Raw genomic sequence first — 17,771 nt, 5'->3', positions numbered from 1 at the left:
ATGGAAAGCTAGGTAACACCGATCAAAAGGCATTTCTGGACGATGAGAAGGTCTCTGATATCGCTCACTTATTTGTAAAATTCCACAAACCCCTGTTTTTCATATATATTAAATAATTATTCCATTATTTCGTTTCCCCATTTGAGGATTCTACGTAGTTCACTCATAGAGGCTCTTAGCCTAACCGTCGATTTATAACACACTTTGATCGATTGGACTAGGCTCTTTGATTTTTTCCCAGTAAGATTGTATTGTGATCGAATGGTTTAATCAGCGTTGAATAAAAATACATGCATGGATACTCCCACAGTTAAAAAATATTCTCCGTTTTTTGTACATCTCCTGGGCTGGAGCTTTCTGGCTTTGTTCCTCATGTGGCAGCCATTGAGCTGGCAAATTCAGTTTCCCAATTCTTTCTGGATCAAGCAGGCCGTTCTATTTTCCCTACTGATTACAATATTTTATCTGAATGTATTGGTCTGGTTTCCAAAGTTTTTGGCAAAAAACAAATACTGGCGTTTCATTTTATTCAATATTATATCGGTGCTGATATTGGCTACGGCCATCGAGCAGGTGAAAATCTATATTAATCATAGTGAGCAAATGGACCGCGCCTTTAAACTGGCGCGGGAAGCAAACGGTGATAAAAAAACACATGACAAGCTGGATTATTTCGCCATGCTTACCGCACTGATTATTATTGGAATAAGTACCAGCGTTGCCGCTGTACAAAATGCCGAGCGCGATAAACAATACAGACAAAATCTTGAACAGGAAAAAATAAATTCAGAATTATCATTTCTGAAAGCACAGATCAATCCGCATTTTTTCTTCAATACATTAAATAATATATATGCACTAACCGTCATAGATGTAGAAGCTTCACGCGAAGCTTTGCACAAACTTTCCCGGATGATGCGCTATGTATTGTACGAGACGCAGCATGGTACCGTTTTACTAAGTCAGGAAATTGCTTTTGCGCAGGATTATATCCAGCTGATGCAATTGAGACTTACCGATAAAGTTACGGTGAGTTTGAAACCTCCCTTCCCACTTCATGATGTTTCAATTGCACCGATGTTGTTTTTGCCCTTCATTGAAAATGCTTTCAAACACGGTGTAAGTGCGGTTCAGCCTAGTCATATTGATATAAAAATCTGGCAGGAAGGGCAAAAAGTTTATATTGATGTACGCAATACCTTATTTACTGAAAAAAGAACATTGCTGGATGATAGTAACGGAATTGGTCTGACGAATACACAAAGAAGACTGGACTTACTTTATCCCGGAAAATATCATTTGGACGTAAGCGAAAATACCAGCGAAAAAGAATTTGAAGTACATCTGGAACTGCAAACTGCATGAACGTATTACAATGCATCGCCGTAGATGATGAGCCTCTGGCACTGGGTTTGGTTTGTGCTTTTATCAACAAAACGCCATTTCTGAATCTGGCCGGAAAATATTCCAGTGCTGTGGAAGCATTGGAAGCAATTCATGACTTATCAGTAGACCTGATATTTCTGGATATACAAATGCCCGATCTGACAGGAATTGAACTGGCGAGAATTATTGAAAAAACAGGAAATCAGGGGCCAAGAATTATCTTCACTACTGCATTTAATCAATTTGCTTTGGACGGTTTTCGTGTTGATGCGCTTGATTATTTGTTGAAACCTTTCAATTATGAAGAATTCCTGAAAGCCGCTACCAAAGGAAAAGCTTATGTTGAGCTGGTTCAACGTGCTGCAAATGGTTCCGCACCGGAAATGAGGGAAGATTATTTATTTCTAAAAGTTGAATATCAGCTTGTAAGAATTGCTTACGACGATATTTTATATGTTGAAGGTTTGAAAGATTATGTAAAAGTAATTTTAAAATCAGACACCAAACCGATTCTTTCACTTACCAGTCTTAAAGCTTTGGAAGAAAAATTACCGCCGGCAAAATTCATGCGGGTACACCGGTCATTTATTGTCAACCTGGATAAAATCGGGGCCGTTACCAGAAATACAATCCAAATTGGAACGGTAACAATTCCGGTAAGCGATCAGTATAAGGAGAATTTTAGTCAGTTTTTGAGTAAGTGGATGTGAGTTTTTTCACAGATCCGATTCTGCTATGTGTTAATTGTCCCTTCGGGACATCCTGTTTATAGCAAAAAAATACAAAATCAATCGTAACTCCATCGGAGTCTCTTTAAAATATTAACCAAAAATTATCTACCCAAAATCATAGGAGGCTCCTAAGGAGCCAGGAAAACCGTTGGAACAAATTACTTTCTATAAACAGGAGGCTCCTAAGGAGCCTGAAAACTTCTGGGTAAAATAAGTTCCTATTGACAGGAGGCTCTGAGAAAAGCCGAAAACCATTAGCAATGCAAAATAAAAAGCAGCCAAGACTAGGTATTCCTAAATCTTGACTGCTTTCCAACTCCATTCTAATCGCTAACCGCTAATAGCCAACGCCTAACAATCTATCCCTTCAATTCCTCTTTCAGGAAAAACCCGGTATAACTTCCTTTCACTTTTGAAACTTTTTCAGGCGTTCCTTCCGCAATGATTTTCCCACCTAACGCACCACCTTCCGGGCCAAGATCAATTACGTAATCCGAAACTTTCACAACATCAAGATTGTGTTCAATGATCAAAACCGTATTTCCTTTTTCAACCAGTTTGTCAAGAACTTTCAGAAGATGTTTTATATCCTGGAAATGTAATCCGGTCGTCGGTTCATCCAGAATGTAAAGTGTTTTTCCTGTATCGCGTTTTGACAATTCCTCCGACAATTTCACACGTTGCGCCTCACCACCGGAAAGCGTTGTAGCATGTTGTCCAAGCGTGATATAGCCTAAGCCTACATCAAAAAGTGTTTGTACTTTTCTCAAAATACGAGGTTGGTTTTCAAAAAAATCCAAAGCCGTTTCAACCGTCATATCCAGAATATCAGCCACGGATTTTCCTTTAAAACGAACTTCCAGTGTTTCACGATTAAATCGTTTCCCTTTACAGGTTTCACAATTCACGTGCACATCAGGAAGAAAATCCATTTCAATTCGCTTCATTCCCGCACCTTCACAATCCTCACATCTTCCTCCTTTTACATTGAAAGAAAAACGGCCGGGTTTGTAACCCCGGATTTTCGCTTCCGGTAATTCAGCAAAAAGCGTACGGATATCAGTGAAAAGATTGGTATACGTTGCCGGATTGGAACGTGGCGTCCGCCCGATTGGCGACTGGTCTACTTCAATTACTTTATCGATATGTTCTAAACCTTCGATCGATTTATAAGCAAGCGGTTCTCTTCTTGATTTATAAAAATGATGGTTTAATAAGGGAAAGAGCGTTTCATGAATTAAAGAAGATTTTCCACTTCCACTTACCCCGGTAACCGAAATCATCGTTCCTAACGGAAATGCCATTGTCACATTTTTCAGGTTATGGCCTGTACATCCTCTTAATGAAAGATAATTGCCATTTCCTTTTCTGCGAACTTTCGGGATTTCAATTTTTTGTCTTCCACTTAAATAATCAGCCGTTGAAGAACCGTTTTTCAGGAATTCTTCAGGCGTTCCTGCACCTACCACATTTCCACCGTGGCGACCGGCTCCGGGACCGATATCCACAATATAATCCGATGCTAGCATCATATCCTTATCATGCTCCACAACCAAAACTGTATTTCCAAGATCACGCAGACTTTTCAAGGAATTGATAAGCCTCACATTATCGCGCTGATGAAGACCGATACTTGGCTCATCCATAATATATAAAACGCCGGTAAGCTGCGTTCCAATCTGGGTGGCCAGGCGTATCCGCTGTGCTTCACCACCCGAAAGTGTACGAAGAGCGCGGTTCAAAGTCAGATAATCAAGACCAACATCCAATAAGAAACCAACCCGTTTCCGGATTTCTTTCAAAACCTCGTGACCAATTATTTTCTGTCTTTCTTCCAAACGGTCTTCCAGACCTTCCAGCCAGTTTGACAAATCACGAACATCACGGTTTGACAAATCGGCTATGTCTTTTCCATCCACTTTGAAATGCAAAGATTCTTTTCTCAAACGCTTGCCGTTACATTCCGGACAGGTATTGATGGTCATGAAATCTTTAAGCCAATCCTGGATTTTATCATTTCCGGTTTCCTGCTGACGTTTCAGGAAATTGATAATTCCGTCAAATTTGGTATCCCACTCTGTCCCCGGATATTTTTTTGAAGGAACCGCTACCGGTTCTTCACTTCCATAAAGCACAACTTTGATCGCCTCTTCAGGGAATTTTTCAAGCGGTGTTGTAAGATTTACCTTAAAAGGTTTCAATAAAACTTCCAGTTGTTTGAAAATCCAGGCTTCCCGATATTCTCCCATCGGCGCAATTCCACCTTTACTAATGGACAATTTGCGATCCGGCATGATGGAATCTTCTGTAATTTCCTCCACCAAACCCAATCCCTGACAAGTCGGGCACCAGCCATAGGGCGAGTTAAACGAAAAATTATTTGGAGAAGGATCATCATAACTGATTCCGGATTCCGGATCCATCAAGTTTTGGGAGAAATAATAGGTTTCTCCTTTTTCATCCAAAACCATTAATGCACCTTTTCCTTGTTTGATAGCGGTTGAAACAGACTGGCTTAAACGGAAACGGGATTGCGGATCTTCCGACTCAGATTTTGGCACAACCCTATCCACAACAATTTCAATATCATGAACTTTATAACGGTCCAGCTGCATTTTCGGAACAATATCCTGAACTTCGCCATCGACTCGTACCTTGGTGTAACCCAATCGCGCAATCTGGACAAAAAGCTCACGGTAATGTCCTTTTCTTCCTTTTACCGCCGGAGCAAGTAAAATTGTTTTTTGTCCCAGAAACTGAGTCATAAGCTGGTTCACAATCTGATCCTGCGATTGTTTCACCATTCTTCTCCCCGTCACATACGAATATGCCTCTCCCGCTCTTGCGTATAATAACCTCAGGAAGTCATAAATTTCGGTAACTGTTCCCACGGTCGAGCGTGGATTTCTTGAAGTTGTCTTTTGTTCAATACTGATAACCGGGGATAATCCACTGATTTTATCCACATCCGGCCGCTCCATTTCTCCGATAAAACCACGGGCGTAAGCTGAAAAACTTTCCATATAACGCCTTTGCCCCTCAGCATATATGGTATCAAAAGCCAAAGAAGATTTACCACTGCCACTGATACCCGTTACCACGACAAGTTTGTTTCGTGGAATGCTAACATCAATATTCTTCAAATTATGCTCACGGGCACCCTGTACCTCTATCAGGTCCTGCTCTGCGAGTTCAATTCCATTCAAATGTTTCAAAATGATCCTGTTGATTTATATCCGTGTAATGCTCTCAATTCATAACCACAAAAGTAGTTGTTGAGTTGCAAAAACACACCTGATTATTCATATGCTTTAACATATTTTGAATTGTGTGAAAGTTAGAATCAACGTATGGCGCAAACGTTTGCGCATTGAATATTTATCAGAAAAGTGAAGTATGTAACCATCGATATATTAATATTTTTCATAAAAATAATGCTTTATCGATGGCATATTATTATAAAGAATCCGTACATTTAATATTATCTTGACAATAACTAATACTTTTTTAACATTTAACAAAATCCCCACGTATGAAACAAAATTTACGATTCTTATTTCTTGCTGTTACCATATTGCTACTGGCAATTTTTAGCAGCAGTGTTGCCTATGCCCAGGACAAACGCGTCACGGGCAAAGTTGTTTCTTCCACAGACAACATTGGTTTACCCGGTGTTAACGTAACTGTAAAAGGAACCACCACAGGTACCGTAACCGACGCTGATGGAAAATATGCTATTGATTTAAAAGGTGGCGGTGCAACATTAGTGTATTCTTCAATTGGCTTCGGTAAACAGGAAATTGTTGTAGGTGCCAAATCTGTCATTGATGTAAGTCTGGTTGATGACATCAAAAACCTGAGTGAAGTAGTTGTAACCGGCTACGGATCACAATCCAAAAAGGAAATTACGGGCGCGGTAGCCACTTTGGATGCCAAACAATTATTAAGCACACCTTCTACCAACCTTGGCCAGGCATTACAGGGAAAAGTGCCGGGTGTGGTTATTGGTAATGAGAACAGCCCAGGTGGCGGAGTATCCGTTCGTATTCGTGGTTTTGGAACAATCAATGACAACTCACCCCTGTATGTTGTTGATGGAGTTCCTACAAAAGGTGTTGGAGCAAACGGTGTGTCCAATACTCTGAACACATTGAACCTCAACGATATCGAATCCATGCAGATCCTGAAAGATGCATCTGCGGCTTCTATCTACGGATCACGTGCTGGTAATGGTGTAGTTATCATCACAACAAAAAGAGGAAAAGTTGGTAAACCGGTTTTTACTTATGATACCTATTACGGTACGCAACGTCCTGGCAAGCTTTTAAGCATGCTGAATACACAACAATATGCTGATTTGACATGGGAGGCAAGAACTAATACAATTAACCAGGGCAAAATGGTTGATGGCGCATTTCCGGCAGGAACTGCGTTAACTTATCCAACGCATGCACAATTTGGAAATGGATCGACACCTAAAATCCCGGATTACATTTTCCCATCAGGAACGTATGAAGGTGATCCAAAAGTTGCCAAAAATCCTGACGGCACCTATGTAAATTACAGCACCGATGTAAACTCTGCTGATTTTAACAAAACCAAATGGCTGATTACCAAAGCAAATAAAGAAGGAACAAACTGGCTTAAAGAAATTTATCAGCCAGCACCAATCCAGAATCATCAGATTGGCGTTTCCGGTGGAACAGAAAGTGGTCGTTATGCAATGTCGCTGAATTATTTCAACCAGCAAGGTATCATGATCAATACAAGTTTCAAACGTTATACTTTACGTTCTAACACAGAATTTAACGTCAACAAACGTATCAGAGTAGGCCAAAACTTTCAGGTTGGTTACGCATCAAGAGTAGGTCAGCCAGGCGGTAACAGCAACGAAAGTAATCCGACTACTTTTGCATACCGTGTACCACCTATCGTTCCTGTTTATGATGTTGCCGGAAATTTCGCCGGAACACGTGGTACTGACGTTGATAACTCGGTAAACCCGGTTTCTCTTTTGGTAAGAAACAAGGACAATAATCAAAACGAAGTTCGTTTGTTTGGTAATGCCTATGCAGAGGTTGATATCCTTAAGAACCTTACAGCAAAATCAAGCTTTGGTATTGACTACAACCTTTACAATTATCGTAACTATACTCCGAGAGACATTGAGTCTGCCGAAGCTAGAAGTACGCAAAGCTTAACGACAACCAACAACTACGAATGGACCTGGACCTGGTACAACACATTGACTTACAATATTGTACTGAACAACATTCACAAGTTGAATATAATCGCCGGTACCGAGTCTATCAAAAATTATTATGAAAATTTTGATGCGACACGTACCAACTTCCTTGTTGATGCCCTGGATAACCGTTACCTGAGCGCTGGAACAGGTGTTCAAACAAACAACGGAGGTGCGGCCAACTGGCGACTTGCCTCAGAATTTGCACGTGCAAGTTATGGTTTGAAAGGCAGATATTTGTTTGACGCAACTGTTCGTCGTGACCGTTCTTCACGATTTGCTGCTGCTAATCGTGTGGCTTATTTCCCTGCTGTAAGTGGTGGCTGGGTATTGTCTGAGGAAAATTTCGCAAAATCAACGGCATCATGGTTGTCTTATGCCAAACTAAGAGTTGGATGGGGACAAACAGGTAACCAGGAAATTGGGAACTACAACTCCTTTACACAATACGCTACTAACCCTGCTTTGTCTTTCTATGACTTAAACGGAGCAAAAACTTCTGCAATTCCAGGATATGAACTGGTACAGTTTGGTAACGTAAAAGCAAAATGGGAAACAACAACGTCTACAAACATAGGTTTGGATGCGGCTTTTTTCAAAGGGAAATTTGACGTTGCATTAGACTGGTACACACGTACCACTTCGGATATGTTGTTCCCGGTTTCTCCTCCATTGACTGCTGGTGTGGCCGCTGCGCCTTTCCAGAATATTGGTTCTATGAGAAACCGTGGTATTGATCTTGGTATTAATTATAATGGGGCAGCCCTTGGCGGAGACCTTACTTACACGATCGGTGGTAATGTAAGTACTTACCGTAACCTGGTAACAAAAACAAATGGTGACCCGAATACACAATACTTTGGTATCAACGATGAACGTATCCAGAACTTTGTTGTAACACAGCAAAACCACCCGATATCTTCATTCTTTGGTTACAAACATGACGGTATTTTCCAGACGGATGCAGAAGCAAAGGAAGCGCCTAAAAACAATTTGGGTTCTAATGAAAACAGAGCAGGTCGTTTCAAATTTGTTGATGTCAATGGAGATGGTGTGATTGATACCAAAGATTTGAGCATCATTGGCAATCCTCACCCGAAATTCACTTATGGTCTTAACATCAATGTGAATTACAAAAACTTCGGACTTGCTTTGTTCGGTGCTGGTGTTCAGGGTAACGAAATCTTCAACTATGTAAAATACTGGACCGATTTCCCTACTTTCTTCGGGAACAAAAGTACACGTATGCTGAACGAATCATGGAGACCTGGCAAAACTGACGCGATCCTTCCTCAGCTGAATTCAAGCGATCAGGTTAGTATTCTTCCTTCTGATTATTATCTGGAAAAAGGTTCTTATTTCCGCTTCAAAAATATTCAGCTGACGTATTCTTTACCAAAAACGATTGCTTCGAAACTTGGACTTGGACCTTGCCGCATTTATGTTCAAGGCCAGAACCTGATCACGATCACGAAATATTCAGGAATGGATCCGGAGATCAACCTTCGTAACTACGGTGCTGGTAACGACAGACAAATTGGTGTTGACGGCGGATCATATCCTGCTTCAAAACAGTATATCGTTGGACTTAACGTAAGTTTCTAATCACCTGACCTTAGCAAAACTTTAATTATATAAAGCAATGAAAAAAATTACCATACTATTCTCGGCCGTTATTCTGGGAATTCTAAGTTCATGTTCGGATAAGTTTCTGGATGTCAACCCCAAAGCGGCCCTTAACTCAACAACGCTTCAAAACAAAGTCGGAGTGAATGCCTTACTTGTTGGTGCTTATGCACTGCTCGACGGATGGGCAACTGCCGAAGGAGCTTACCGGTCATATAACGTTGGCGCTGATAACTGGGTATACGGCAGTGTTGCCTCAGATGATGCACATAAAGGGACCAACGCTGGTGACCAGCCGCCTATTTCTTTAATTGAAACAGGAAATATTGCATCAGATAATATTTATTTCCGTGGAAAATGGAGAGGTATGTATGACGGTATCGCTCGTACAAATGATGTTCTTCAAAATCTGGCAAAAGCAACTGACTTTACCGATGCAGAACGCGCCCAGGTAACAGCCGAAGCCCGTTTTCTTCGTGGAAACTACCACTTTGAATTGAAAAAAATGTACAATATGGTGCCATATATCGACGATAAAACGTACGATCCAAACAATCTGGAAAGTACTAAATTGCCGAACAGCACGGATATCTATCCAAACATTGAAGCAGATTTGAAAGCAGCTTATGATGTTTTACCAACTTCGCAATCTCAGCCAGGCCGCCCTACAAAATGGGCTGCGGGTGCAATGTTGTCCAAAGTATATTTGTTCCAGAAAAAGTATGCAGAAGCAAAAACAATTCTGGAAGCGATTGTTGCAAGCGGAAAATACAGTCTTATGGCTAAATACCACGACAACTTCCAGGCTAGCACAAACAACAACGCAGAATCGATTTTTGAAGTTGAATATTCAGTGAACGACGGTGCTGCCGGTGGAGAAAACGGAAATATCGGATCGACATTGAATTATCCATATGGCGGTGGTGCATTTACAACATGCTGCGGATTTTTCCAACCTTCGAATAACCTGGTTAACGCATTTAAAACAGATGAAAACGGATTACCGTTGCTAGATACCTATGACAATTCTGATATTCCGAACGATCAGGGTATTGAATCCACTGCTCCATTTACTCCTTATGCAGGACCGCTTGATCCTCGTCTGGACTGGACTGTTGGCCGTCGTGGTATTCCATATCTTGACTGGGGCGTTCATCCAGGAAAAGCGTATGTGAGAGATCAGACTTACGGAGGTCCATATTCTCCAAAGAAACACGTTTCAGCCAAAGCAGATCCTTCGTTCGCTTCCAATAACCGTTTGAATGCAAACAACTTCCGCATGATTCGTTATGCGCAGGTTTTGTTATGGCTTGCAGAAATTGAAACAGAAATCGGTAGCCTCGACAAAGCAAGAGCTTATGTAAACCAGATTCGTGCAAGAGCTGCAAGACCGGAAGGTTTTGTGAAAAATGCAGACGGAACAGCAGCTGCCAATTACGTGATAAAAGAATACAGCACTACATGGCCGGATCAGGCTTATGCCCGCAAAGCTGTAAGATTTGAAGAACGTCTTGAACTTGGAATGGAAGGCAACAGACGTTATGATCTTGTTCGTTGGGGAATTGCTGCGGAGACTATGAATGCATATTACCTAATGGAAGGTACCAAACGTGCCTATTTGAAAGGTTCAACATTCGTAAAAGGAAAACACGAATATTTCCCAATCCCGATTCAGGAAATATTAAACAGCCAGGTAGGTGGAAAACCTACTTTAACACAAAACAGTGGATATTAGAACATCAGGTTGAATTTAACAATAAAAGAGCCGATTCATTTGAGTCGGCTTTTTATTGTTAAATTTGTACCAGTTATAACAAAAGCAGCTATAAAATGATACTGAATAACGAAAGCGATTACGAAAAAGCTTCCGAAAGAATCGATGAAATTTTCGGAGCAAAACCGGGAACACCCGAGAAAAATGAACTGGAAGAATTGCTAAAAGCAGTCAAAGCCTACGAAGACGATTTCATCAGAATGTTGAAAGAAAACGATATGTAAAGGTAAATTCATTCTATACTTTCAATGCCTTCGCCTGATTCCAATATTCATCCATTTCAGTCAGGGTCATTTCTGTCAAAGATTTCCCATCCGCTTTTGACGCCTCTTCCATGTATTGAAAACGGCGTATGAATTTTTTATTGGTACGCTCCAAAGCAGTTTCAGGATTGATATCGACGAATCTTGAATAATTGACAAGTGAAAATAACAGATCACCAAATTCCCCTTCCGCCTCTTTCTGATCAATTACTTCACCTGTTTCAATGTTGAAATTTTCCTTAAATTCCTGTAATTCTTCTTCAACCTTTTCCCAAACCTGTTGTTTTTCATCCCAGTCAAATCCTGCCCCACGGGCTTTTTCCTGAATACGCATCGCCTTTACCAACGCTGGCAAAGATCCCGGAACGCCTGATAACACAGATTTATTTCCTTCTTTTAATTTAAGTTTTTCCCAATTCTGCTTCACCTGTTCTTCGGTATCTGCTTTTGCATCTCCATAAATATGCGGATGGCGGGAAACCAGCTTATCGCAAATTGCAGCCAATACATCGGCAATATCAAAGCTTACCGATGTTTCGGGATTATTTTCAGAAGCGATTTTGGCATAAAAAACAATATGTAAAAGAACATCTCCAAGCTCCTTTTTTATTTCCGGCAAATCATTTTCCAGAATTGCATCTGACAATTCATAGGTTTCTTCTATTGTCAGATGCCTCAAACTTTCCAAAGTTTGTTTACGGTCCCAAGGGCACTGTTCCCGTAATTCATCCATGATCGTAAGCAAACGGTCAAATGCCATAAGTTGCTGCTGACGGCTTTCCGGCAAATCGCTGAAGTTTTTTTCCATAATTCAAAGGTAAGGTTTCAGCATTTAAAATTTAAAAAATTGGAGAAACTCTCCTGTTGCGTTTCTAAAATTAATCCGCTTGAAAGCAGCGAACTTTTTTCAACATAAAATGATTATTTCAGCATAACCAACTTAATAATATATATTGAAGAAAATACCTGCAAGTCAATCTTTTAAATCAACCTCCTCGTCTTCACAATCTTTTAAAAAGCGATTTTCTGCTTTACAAAATCTTCCCCGTTTTTTCCGGCTTGTCTGGGAAACAAATAAATTACTGACGCTCGGAAATATTATTTTCCGGCTTATCAAATCCGCACTTCCATTATTGATGCTTTACATTGGTAAAGAAATCATTGATGAAGTAGTCAGGTTGATCGGTAACCGGGCAGATTCTCATAACTATTTGTGGCTTCTTGTTGGCGCAGAACTTGGGCTGACTATCATATCAGATCTTCTGAACCGCTGTATCAATTTATTCGATAGCTTGCTCGGCGATCTGGTTGCTAATAAAACCTCTGTTGATCTTGTCCATCACGCAGCGAAACTGGATTTGTATCAGTTTGAAAATCCTGTTTTTTATGACAAACTGGAAAGGGCACGCCGGCAAACTGCCGGTAGAACAGTATTGCTTTCTCAAACACTGGCACAAATTCAGGATATATTAACCTTACTTTCCCTAGGAGCAGGTTTGATCGTTTTCAATCCCTGGCTGATACTTATTCTGATTATCGCCGTTATTCCATCTTTTTTAGGAGAAACACATTTTAATGAAAAAACATATTCGCTAACCCGCAGCTGGACGCCCGAAAGACGAGAACTTGATTATTTGCGCTACCTCGGATCCAGTGCAGAAACAGCGAAAGAAGTCAAGGTTTTCGGTCTTGAAAATTATCTGGCAAAACGTTTTAAAGAACTTTCAGAAGAATATTATCTGGCAAATCGTAAAATTTCGATCAGCCGCGCCAGCTGGGGATATTTTTTATCAGCTATTGGGACGGTGGCTTATTACGCCGCTTACTTTTTTGTATTGATGCAAACATTGAGCGGACTTATCACCATTGGAACCATGACATTCCTTTCCGGCTCTTTCCAAAGAATGCATGGAATGCTGCAAAGTATCATGAGCCGCTTTTCAGGAATTGCAGAAAACGCACTTTATCTGAAAGATCTTTTCGAGTTTTTTGAAATTGAACCGACAATTCTGGCGAATGAAAATGGAAAATTAATTCCTCGTCCAATTCAAAAAGGTATAACCTTTGAGAACGTCAGTTTTAAATATCCTGATAATGATTTCTGGGCAATCAGAAATCTTTCTTTTACCTTGAATCCGGGAGAAAAACTTGCGCTCGTTGGCGAAAATGGTGCAGGAAAAACGACGTTGGTAAAACTTCTCGCCTGTTTGTACAAACCCACCGAAGGACGAATATTGATTGACGGAATTGATATTCTGGATTATCAGCTGGCTGATCTTCGGGCTAATATCGGGATTATTTTCCAGGACTATATCCGCTATGAAATGACCGTTTCCGACAATATTGCCGTTGGCGACATTGAAAATATCGATGACAAAGAAGCCATTCAAATCGCATCTGAAATGAGTATGGCCAATGAATTGATTACGCAACTACCGAACGGTTTTGAACAGGTTTTAGGAAAACGTTTTAAAGAAGGAACCGAACTTTCAGGTGGTCAATGGCAAAAAATTGCTTTGGCGCGTGCCTACATGAGAAATGCTCAACTCATCGTTTTGGATGAACCAACTTCCGCGCTCGACGCCCGTGCAGAACATCAGGTTTTTCAACGTTTCAGTGAACTTATTCATGGAAAAATGGCCGTTTTAATTTCCCATCGATTTTCAACCGTCCGTATGGCCGACCGGATTTTATTCCTGGAAAAAGGAAAACTGATTGAATTCGGATCACATGACGAGTTACTGAATATCAACGGAAAATACGCCGAATTATTTCAGTTACAGGCTCAGGGATACTTATGATAACGATGGGATTCTCAGTCCGGTTTGGAGCAGATTGCTTGTGCATTTAGCAATAATCACACCTTCGGCACTCACAATACTTCCTTCCACATGAATAATATTTTTGCCGGCGCGAATGACATTTCCGCTGGCAAAAATGGTTTCCCCAACTTTTGCAGCGTTCAAAAAGTCGCAATTCAGATTAACAGAAACAAAGGCAAATTCCCTTCCCAAAGCATACACCATTGTCCCAACAACCTCGTCCAGAATCGTTGCTGCAATTCCTCCGTGTAAGATTCCCATCGGATTTGACATATCCTTTCTTACGACAAATTCAACCTTCATACTTCCTTCCTGAATATCAAGCAACATTCCGTTTAACCACCTGCCAACCGGCGAATGACTTTCCTCCATCGGTTTACCAATAAAAGTCTGCATATATTCCAGACGTGTTTTGTCGCTTACCCGATCAGGCTTCAAAGATTCGTTCATTTTAATTAATCATTAAGAAAGGTAAATATACAGCGGTATATTATTGGAAAATAGTAATTAACACAGATTTACGTCAAGATACATATCAATACTATGGATTTTATTGCTACGTATCAAAGGTAATTGCTACCTTTGCCCGAGTTTTTCGAAGACTTAAAAGAGTATCCAAATATGAATTTTACGTTATCACAGATTCCTTCCCGTTCTGAAAAGCCTCGTGAAAAGGGAATTACGATGGTTATGGATAAAGGGCTTAGTATCAGGGAAACCGAAGATATGATTTCCAGTGCCTCCGGATTTATAGATATCGTTAAGCTGGGATGGGCCACTTCCTATGTTACGTCAAATCTGAATGAAAAACTGGCCGTTTATAAAAACGCCGGTATTCCTGTTTATTTCGGCGGAACCTTGTTTGAAGCTTTTGTAGTAAGAAATCAGTTTGATGACTTCCGCAAACTTTTGGATAAATATGATCTTAAATATGCCGAAGTATCTGATGGATCTCTTGAAATGGCTCAGGATGTAAAATGTGAATATATCCGCAAACTGGCTACGCAGGTTACCGTGTTGTCGGAAGTGGGATCAAAAGATGAAAACAAAATAATTCCTCCTTATAAATGGATACAGCTTATCCAGTCTGAACTGGAAGCTGGTGCGTGGAAGGTTATCGGAGAAGCGAGAGAATCCGGAAATGTAGGACTTTTCAGAGCGAGCGGAGAAGTTCGCCAGGGTTTGGTTGAAGAAATTCTTACACAAATTCCTTTTGAAAAAATGCTTTGGGAAGCACCGCAAAAATCTCAGCAAGTTTGGTTTGTTAAGCTGTTGGGTTCTAATGTAAATCTTGGAAACATTGCTCCAAGCGAACTTATCCCGTTAGAAACAATCCGTTTGGGACTTCGCGGGGATACTTTCAATCATTTTTTGAATGCAAAAACAAAAAAAGAATGGAAAATTGATTCAAAATAACTGTTTCAACTCACCTTTCATCTCATACCATAATTGGCCAAATTTTAAAACCATGGAATTATTAAAGCAGTTTATTGACATCTTCCTTCACCTTGATAAACATTTGTTTGATATCGTACAACAGTACGGAACGTTGACTTATGTTATTCTTTTCCTGATTGTCTTTACAGAAACCGGTTTGGTTATTATGCCACTGCTTCCTGGTGATTCACTTCTTTTTGCAGCAGGTGCTATTGCGGCAAATGAAGGAACAGGACTTAATGTTTGGATAATTATTTTGGTATTAATAGTCGCTGCACTTTTAGGTGATAATGTCAATTATTTCATGGGTAAAAAGTTTGGCGGTGAAATAAAAAAACGAGAACGGATCTTATTCCTGAAAAGAGAATATCTTGAAAAAACAGAAGCTTTCTATGAAAAACATGGCGGAAGCACAGTAATTATGGCTCGTTTTATTCCTATCGTTCGTACGGTCGCTCCTTTTGTTGCCGGTGCGGGAAGTATGAATTATTCAAAATATATTGGTTACTGCGTTTTGGGAGCTGTTCTTTGGGTTCCTTCGCTTACACTTCTTGGCTACTTCTTTGGAAACATGGAGATCGTTAAAAAGAATTTCGAACTTGTTATTTTCGGAATTATCGGATTCTCAGTATTGCCAATGATATATCAGTTTTTCAAAAGTAAAATGGCAAAACCGAAAACAGCATAAAAATTACTTCGGCTTTCGGCAATCGGCTGTCAGCAAGTTAAATACAAAAGACCTTCCAATGATTTGGAAGGTCTTTTGTGTTATAACATGCTGAGACTTCTATTAATAAACTCACAAACTTACATCCACTTCAAAAAATAATTAAAAAAATGGTAAAACGCATTAGGGGTTTTTGACCTTTGTTTGACCTTACCTTTGTATTCCCGTAAACGGAAACTTGATGGACACAATTTTAACTGATGAACAGCTGGTTATGAGACTAAGTGAAGGCAATAAAATTGCCTTTGGGGAGATTTATGACCGGTATTGGTACAAGTTATTTTGTATTGCCTTTCACCAGATCGGCACAAAAGAAGAAGCCGAAGAACTGGTTCATGATTTGTTTGAAAGTCTGTGGAACCGCCGTGAGGAAAGTAATATCAGGCATCTGAGTTCCTATCTTGTCATTTCCATGAAGAATTTGATAACCAATTTTATTAAATCAAAAATCACCTGGCGTAAATACAAGGAATACATCATTCTGCAAAAAATGCAGGAGAATGCTTTAACTCAGGATACAGCCGAATTTACAGACCTTTCACAGGCGCTTGATAATGCTTTAAAAAAACTTCCTGAAAAGACTAGCAAAATATTTCAACTAAGCCGATTTGAAAATCAATCTGTAAAGGAAATTGCGAAAGAGATGAATTTGTCGGAAAAAGCGGTTGAGTATCATATTACCAAATCCCTCAAAGTTTTAAAAGATCAACTCTGGATCTATCACACGCAAAATTGAAACGAAGACAACTAAAAGAGAAATGAATCAATACGATTTTGATATAATAATGCACAAGTACCTCTCCGGTGAACAATCGCCGGATGAAGAAAAGTTTATAAACCAATACCTGGAAAATAATCCCTTTGACGAGACTCCTGTTTTTGAAGCTGAAAAAGAAAAAATTGGAAAAAGGATTAAGCAAAAACTGTATACCGATACGATTAAAGAACCAGTTTATATTCGTTTTTTACCTTGGCTAAAAGGATTTGCTGCCTCAGTTCTGATTCTCCTGGGAAGCTGGGGATTTCTAAAAAAATCGGATTATGCAGAAGTGCTAAAACTTGAAACATTGGGAAACCAGGGTGTTGTAGAAATAAAAAATACATCATCAAAACCACAAAGAGTTGCTCTGGAAGACGGCAGTGTTGTGATTTTAAAAGAGCATAGCAGCATCAGTTTCCCCGAACATTTCGGTGCCGAACGCAGATTGGTTTATCTGCATGGAGAAGCATTTTTCAAGGTAAAAAGAAACCCTGCCAAACCCTTTGTAGTCTCAACTGAAAACCTGGTGACACAGGTCTTGGGAACCAGTTTTACTGTAAAATCTTATGACGATGCACGTTCTATTGAAGTTTTGGTAGCAACCGGCCGTGTTTCGGTTTATGAAGTGGCTGAAAAGTCATCTTCCAGTAGCAACGGAGTTATTCTGACCAGAAACCAAAAAATTACCTTTGACAAAAAATCCAGAAAAATGGAACTAGCCATCGTAGAAAATCCGGTGATCAACCGCACCGAAATACGGGTTGCTTATGGTTTTACATTTTTGGAAACTCCTGTAAAAGAAGCCTTCTCATTACTTGAAAAAGCATATGGAATCGATATTGTGATTGAAAACGATGCGGTGGAAGCCTGCAAATTTACCGGCGATCTGACGGATCTTACCCTGTTTGAACAACTTGATCTGATCTGTAAAGCATTGAACGCGACGTATGAAAGAAGAGGAACAACAATTTTCGTTCGTGGCGAAGGCTGCTCGAAATAA

General features: G+C 40.0%; 13 protein-coding genes. 10 read left to right on the top strand and 3 right to left on the bottom strand.

The features are described 5' to 3' along the window. The first annotated feature begins 294 nt into the window (after positions 1-294). Positions 295-1,365 (top strand): sensor histidine kinase, encoded by a 1,071-nt coding sequence (locus tag FZF08_RS13950; RefSeq protein ID WP_159469704.1) that lies wholly within the window; start codon positions 295-297, stop codon positions 1,363-1,365. Next, entirely contained in the window at positions 1,362-2,096 is a 735-nt protein-coding gene (locus FZF08_RS13945) for a LytTR family DNA-binding domain-containing protein (RefSeq protein WP_159469703.1), read from the top strand. The genes FZF08_RS13950 and FZF08_RS13945 overlap by 4 nt, the downstream gene beginning before the upstream one ends. 380 nt (positions 2,097-2,476) lie before the next feature. Here the strand turns inward: FZF08_RS13945 and uvrA are convergent, their stop codons facing one another. Beyond that, positions 2,477-5,332: an excinuclease ABC subunit UvrA gene (uvrA, locus tag FZF08_RS13940; protein ID WP_159469702.1), complete on the bottom strand. Its 2,856-nt coding sequence runs from the start codon at positions 5,330-5,332 to the stop codon at positions 2,477-2,479. A 317-nt stretch (positions 5,333-5,649) separates the two neighbouring features. Between uvrA and FZF08_RS13935 the strand changes: the two genes are divergently transcribed. From FZF08_RS13935 to FZF08_RS31570, 3 genes are all read left to right on the top strand, one after another. After that, positions 5,650-8,967, top strand: a complete 3,318-nt coding sequence (locus tag FZF08_RS13935) for a TonB-dependent receptor (RefSeq protein WP_159469701.1) — start codon at positions 5,650-5,652, stop codon at positions 8,965-8,967. A gap of 37 nt (positions 8,968-9,004) precedes the next feature. Then, positions 9,005-10,723, top strand: coding sequence for a RagB/SusD family nutrient uptake outer membrane protein (locus tag FZF08_RS13930; protein ID WP_159469700.1), 1,719 nt, complete (start codon positions 9,005-9,007; stop codon positions 10,721-10,723). 95 nt (positions 10,724-10,818) lie between these two features. Next, positions 10,819-10,986, top strand: a complete 168-nt coding sequence (locus tag FZF08_RS31570) for a hypothetical protein (protein WP_200837078.1) — start codon at positions 10,819-10,821, stop codon at positions 10,984-10,986. Positions 10,987-10,999: 13 nt separating this feature from the next. Here FZF08_RS31570 and mazG read toward each other — a convergent pair whose 3' ends face one another. Continuing rightward, positions 11,000-11,833 carry a nucleoside triphosphate pyrophosphohydrolase gene (mazG, locus tag FZF08_RS13925; protein ID WP_159469698.1) on the bottom strand — a complete coding sequence of 278 codons (834 nt, stop codon included), beginning with the start codon at positions 11,831-11,833 and terminating at the stop codon, positions 11,000-11,002. Between the two features lie 145 nt (positions 11,834-11,978). Between mazG and FZF08_RS13920 the strand changes: the two genes are divergently transcribed. Beyond that, positions 11,979-13,826, top strand: coding sequence for an ABC transporter ATP-binding protein (locus FZF08_RS13920; RefSeq protein ID WP_229216523.1), 1,848 nt, complete (start codon positions 11,979-11,981; stop codon positions 13,824-13,826). Here FZF08_RS13920 and FZF08_RS13915 read toward each other — a convergent pair. Next, a complete protein-coding gene (locus FZF08_RS13915; RefSeq protein ID WP_229216522.1) occupies positions 13,821-14,297 on the bottom strand; it encodes a PaaI family thioesterase in 477 nt (158 codons plus the stop codon). The two genes, FZF08_RS13920 and FZF08_RS13915, sit on opposite strands and share 6 nt — an antisense overlap. Positions 14,298-14,468: 171 nt before the next feature. On the opposite strand from FZF08_RS13915, the gene FZF08_RS13910 reads away from it, so the two are divergent. The 4 genes from FZF08_RS13910 (at position 14,469) to FZF08_RS13895 (ending at position 17,771) form a co-directional block, all read left to right on the top strand. After that, entirely contained in the window at positions 14,469-15,263 is a 795-nt protein-coding gene (locus FZF08_RS13910) for a phosphosulfolactate synthase (RefSeq protein WP_159469696.1), read from the top strand. 52 nt (positions 15,264-15,315) lie between these two features. Continuing rightward, positions 15,316-15,972 carry a DedA family protein gene (locus tag FZF08_RS13905; protein WP_159469694.1) on the top strand — a complete coding sequence of 219 codons (657 nt, stop codon included), beginning with the start codon at positions 15,316-15,318 and terminating at the stop codon, positions 15,970-15,972. Positions 15,973-16,192: 220 nt separating this feature from the next. Next, on the top strand, positions 16,193-16,747 hold the full coding sequence (locus FZF08_RS13900) for an RNA polymerase sigma factor (protein WP_159469692.1): 555 nt from the start codon (positions 16,193-16,195) through the stop codon (positions 16,745-16,747). Positions 16,748-16,796: 49 nt separating this feature from the next. Beyond that, complete coding sequence (locus tag FZF08_RS13895) at positions 16,797-17,771, top strand: FecR family protein (RefSeq protein ID WP_159469690.1); 975 nt, start codon at positions 16,797-16,799, stop codon at positions 17,769-17,771.

It is taken from the genome of Dyadobacter sp. 3J3 (assembly GCF_009801115.1).
Lineage (GTDB): Bacteria > Bacteroidota > Bacteroidia > Cytophagales > Spirosomataceae > Dyadobacter.
This window is presented reverse-complemented; position numbering and strand designations above follow the sequence as displayed.

Bases quoted from the DNA above. Each gene is read 5' to 3' on its own strand.
- FZF08_RS13895 (WP_159469690.1), top strand. From the start codon at position 16,797: ATGCACAAGTACCTCTCCGGTGAACAATCGCCGGATGAAGAAAAGTTT.
- FZF08_RS13950 (WP_159469704.1), top strand. From the start codon at position 295: ATGGATACTCCCACAGTTAAAAAATATTCTCCGTTTTTTGTACATCTC.
- FZF08_RS13915 (WP_229216522.1), bottom strand. From the start codon at position 14,297: ATGAACGAATCTTTGAAGCCTGATCGGGTAAGCGACAAAACACGTCTG.
- FZF08_RS13905 (WP_159469694.1), top strand. From the start codon at position 15,316: ATGGAATTATTAAAGCAGTTTATTGACATCTTCCTTCACCTTGATAAA.
- FZF08_RS31570 (WP_200837078.1), top strand. From the start codon at position 10,819: ATGATACTGAATAACGAAAGCGATTACGAAAAAGCTTCCGAAAGAATC.
- FZF08_RS13900 (WP_159469692.1), top strand. From the start codon at position 16,193: ATGGACACAATTTTAACTGATGAACAGCTGGTTATGAGACTAAGTGAA.
- FZF08_RS13910 (WP_159469696.1), top strand. From the start codon at position 14,469: ATGAATTTTACGTTATCACAGATTCCTTCCCGTTCTGAAAAGCCTCGT.
- FZF08_RS13945 (WP_159469703.1), top strand. From the start codon at position 1,362: ATGAACGTATTACAATGCATCGCCGTAGATGATGAGCCTCTGGCACTG.
- FZF08_RS13935 (WP_159469701.1), top strand. From the start codon at position 5,650: ATGAAACAAAATTTACGATTCTTATTTCTTGCTGTTACCATATTGCTA.
- mazG (WP_159469698.1), bottom strand. From the start codon at position 11,833: ATGGAAAAAAACTTCAGCGATTTGCCGGAAAGCCGTCAGCAGCAACTT.
- FZF08_RS13930 (WP_159469700.1), top strand. From the start codon at position 9,005: ATGAAAAAAATTACCATACTATTCTCGGCCGTTATTCTGGGAATTCTA.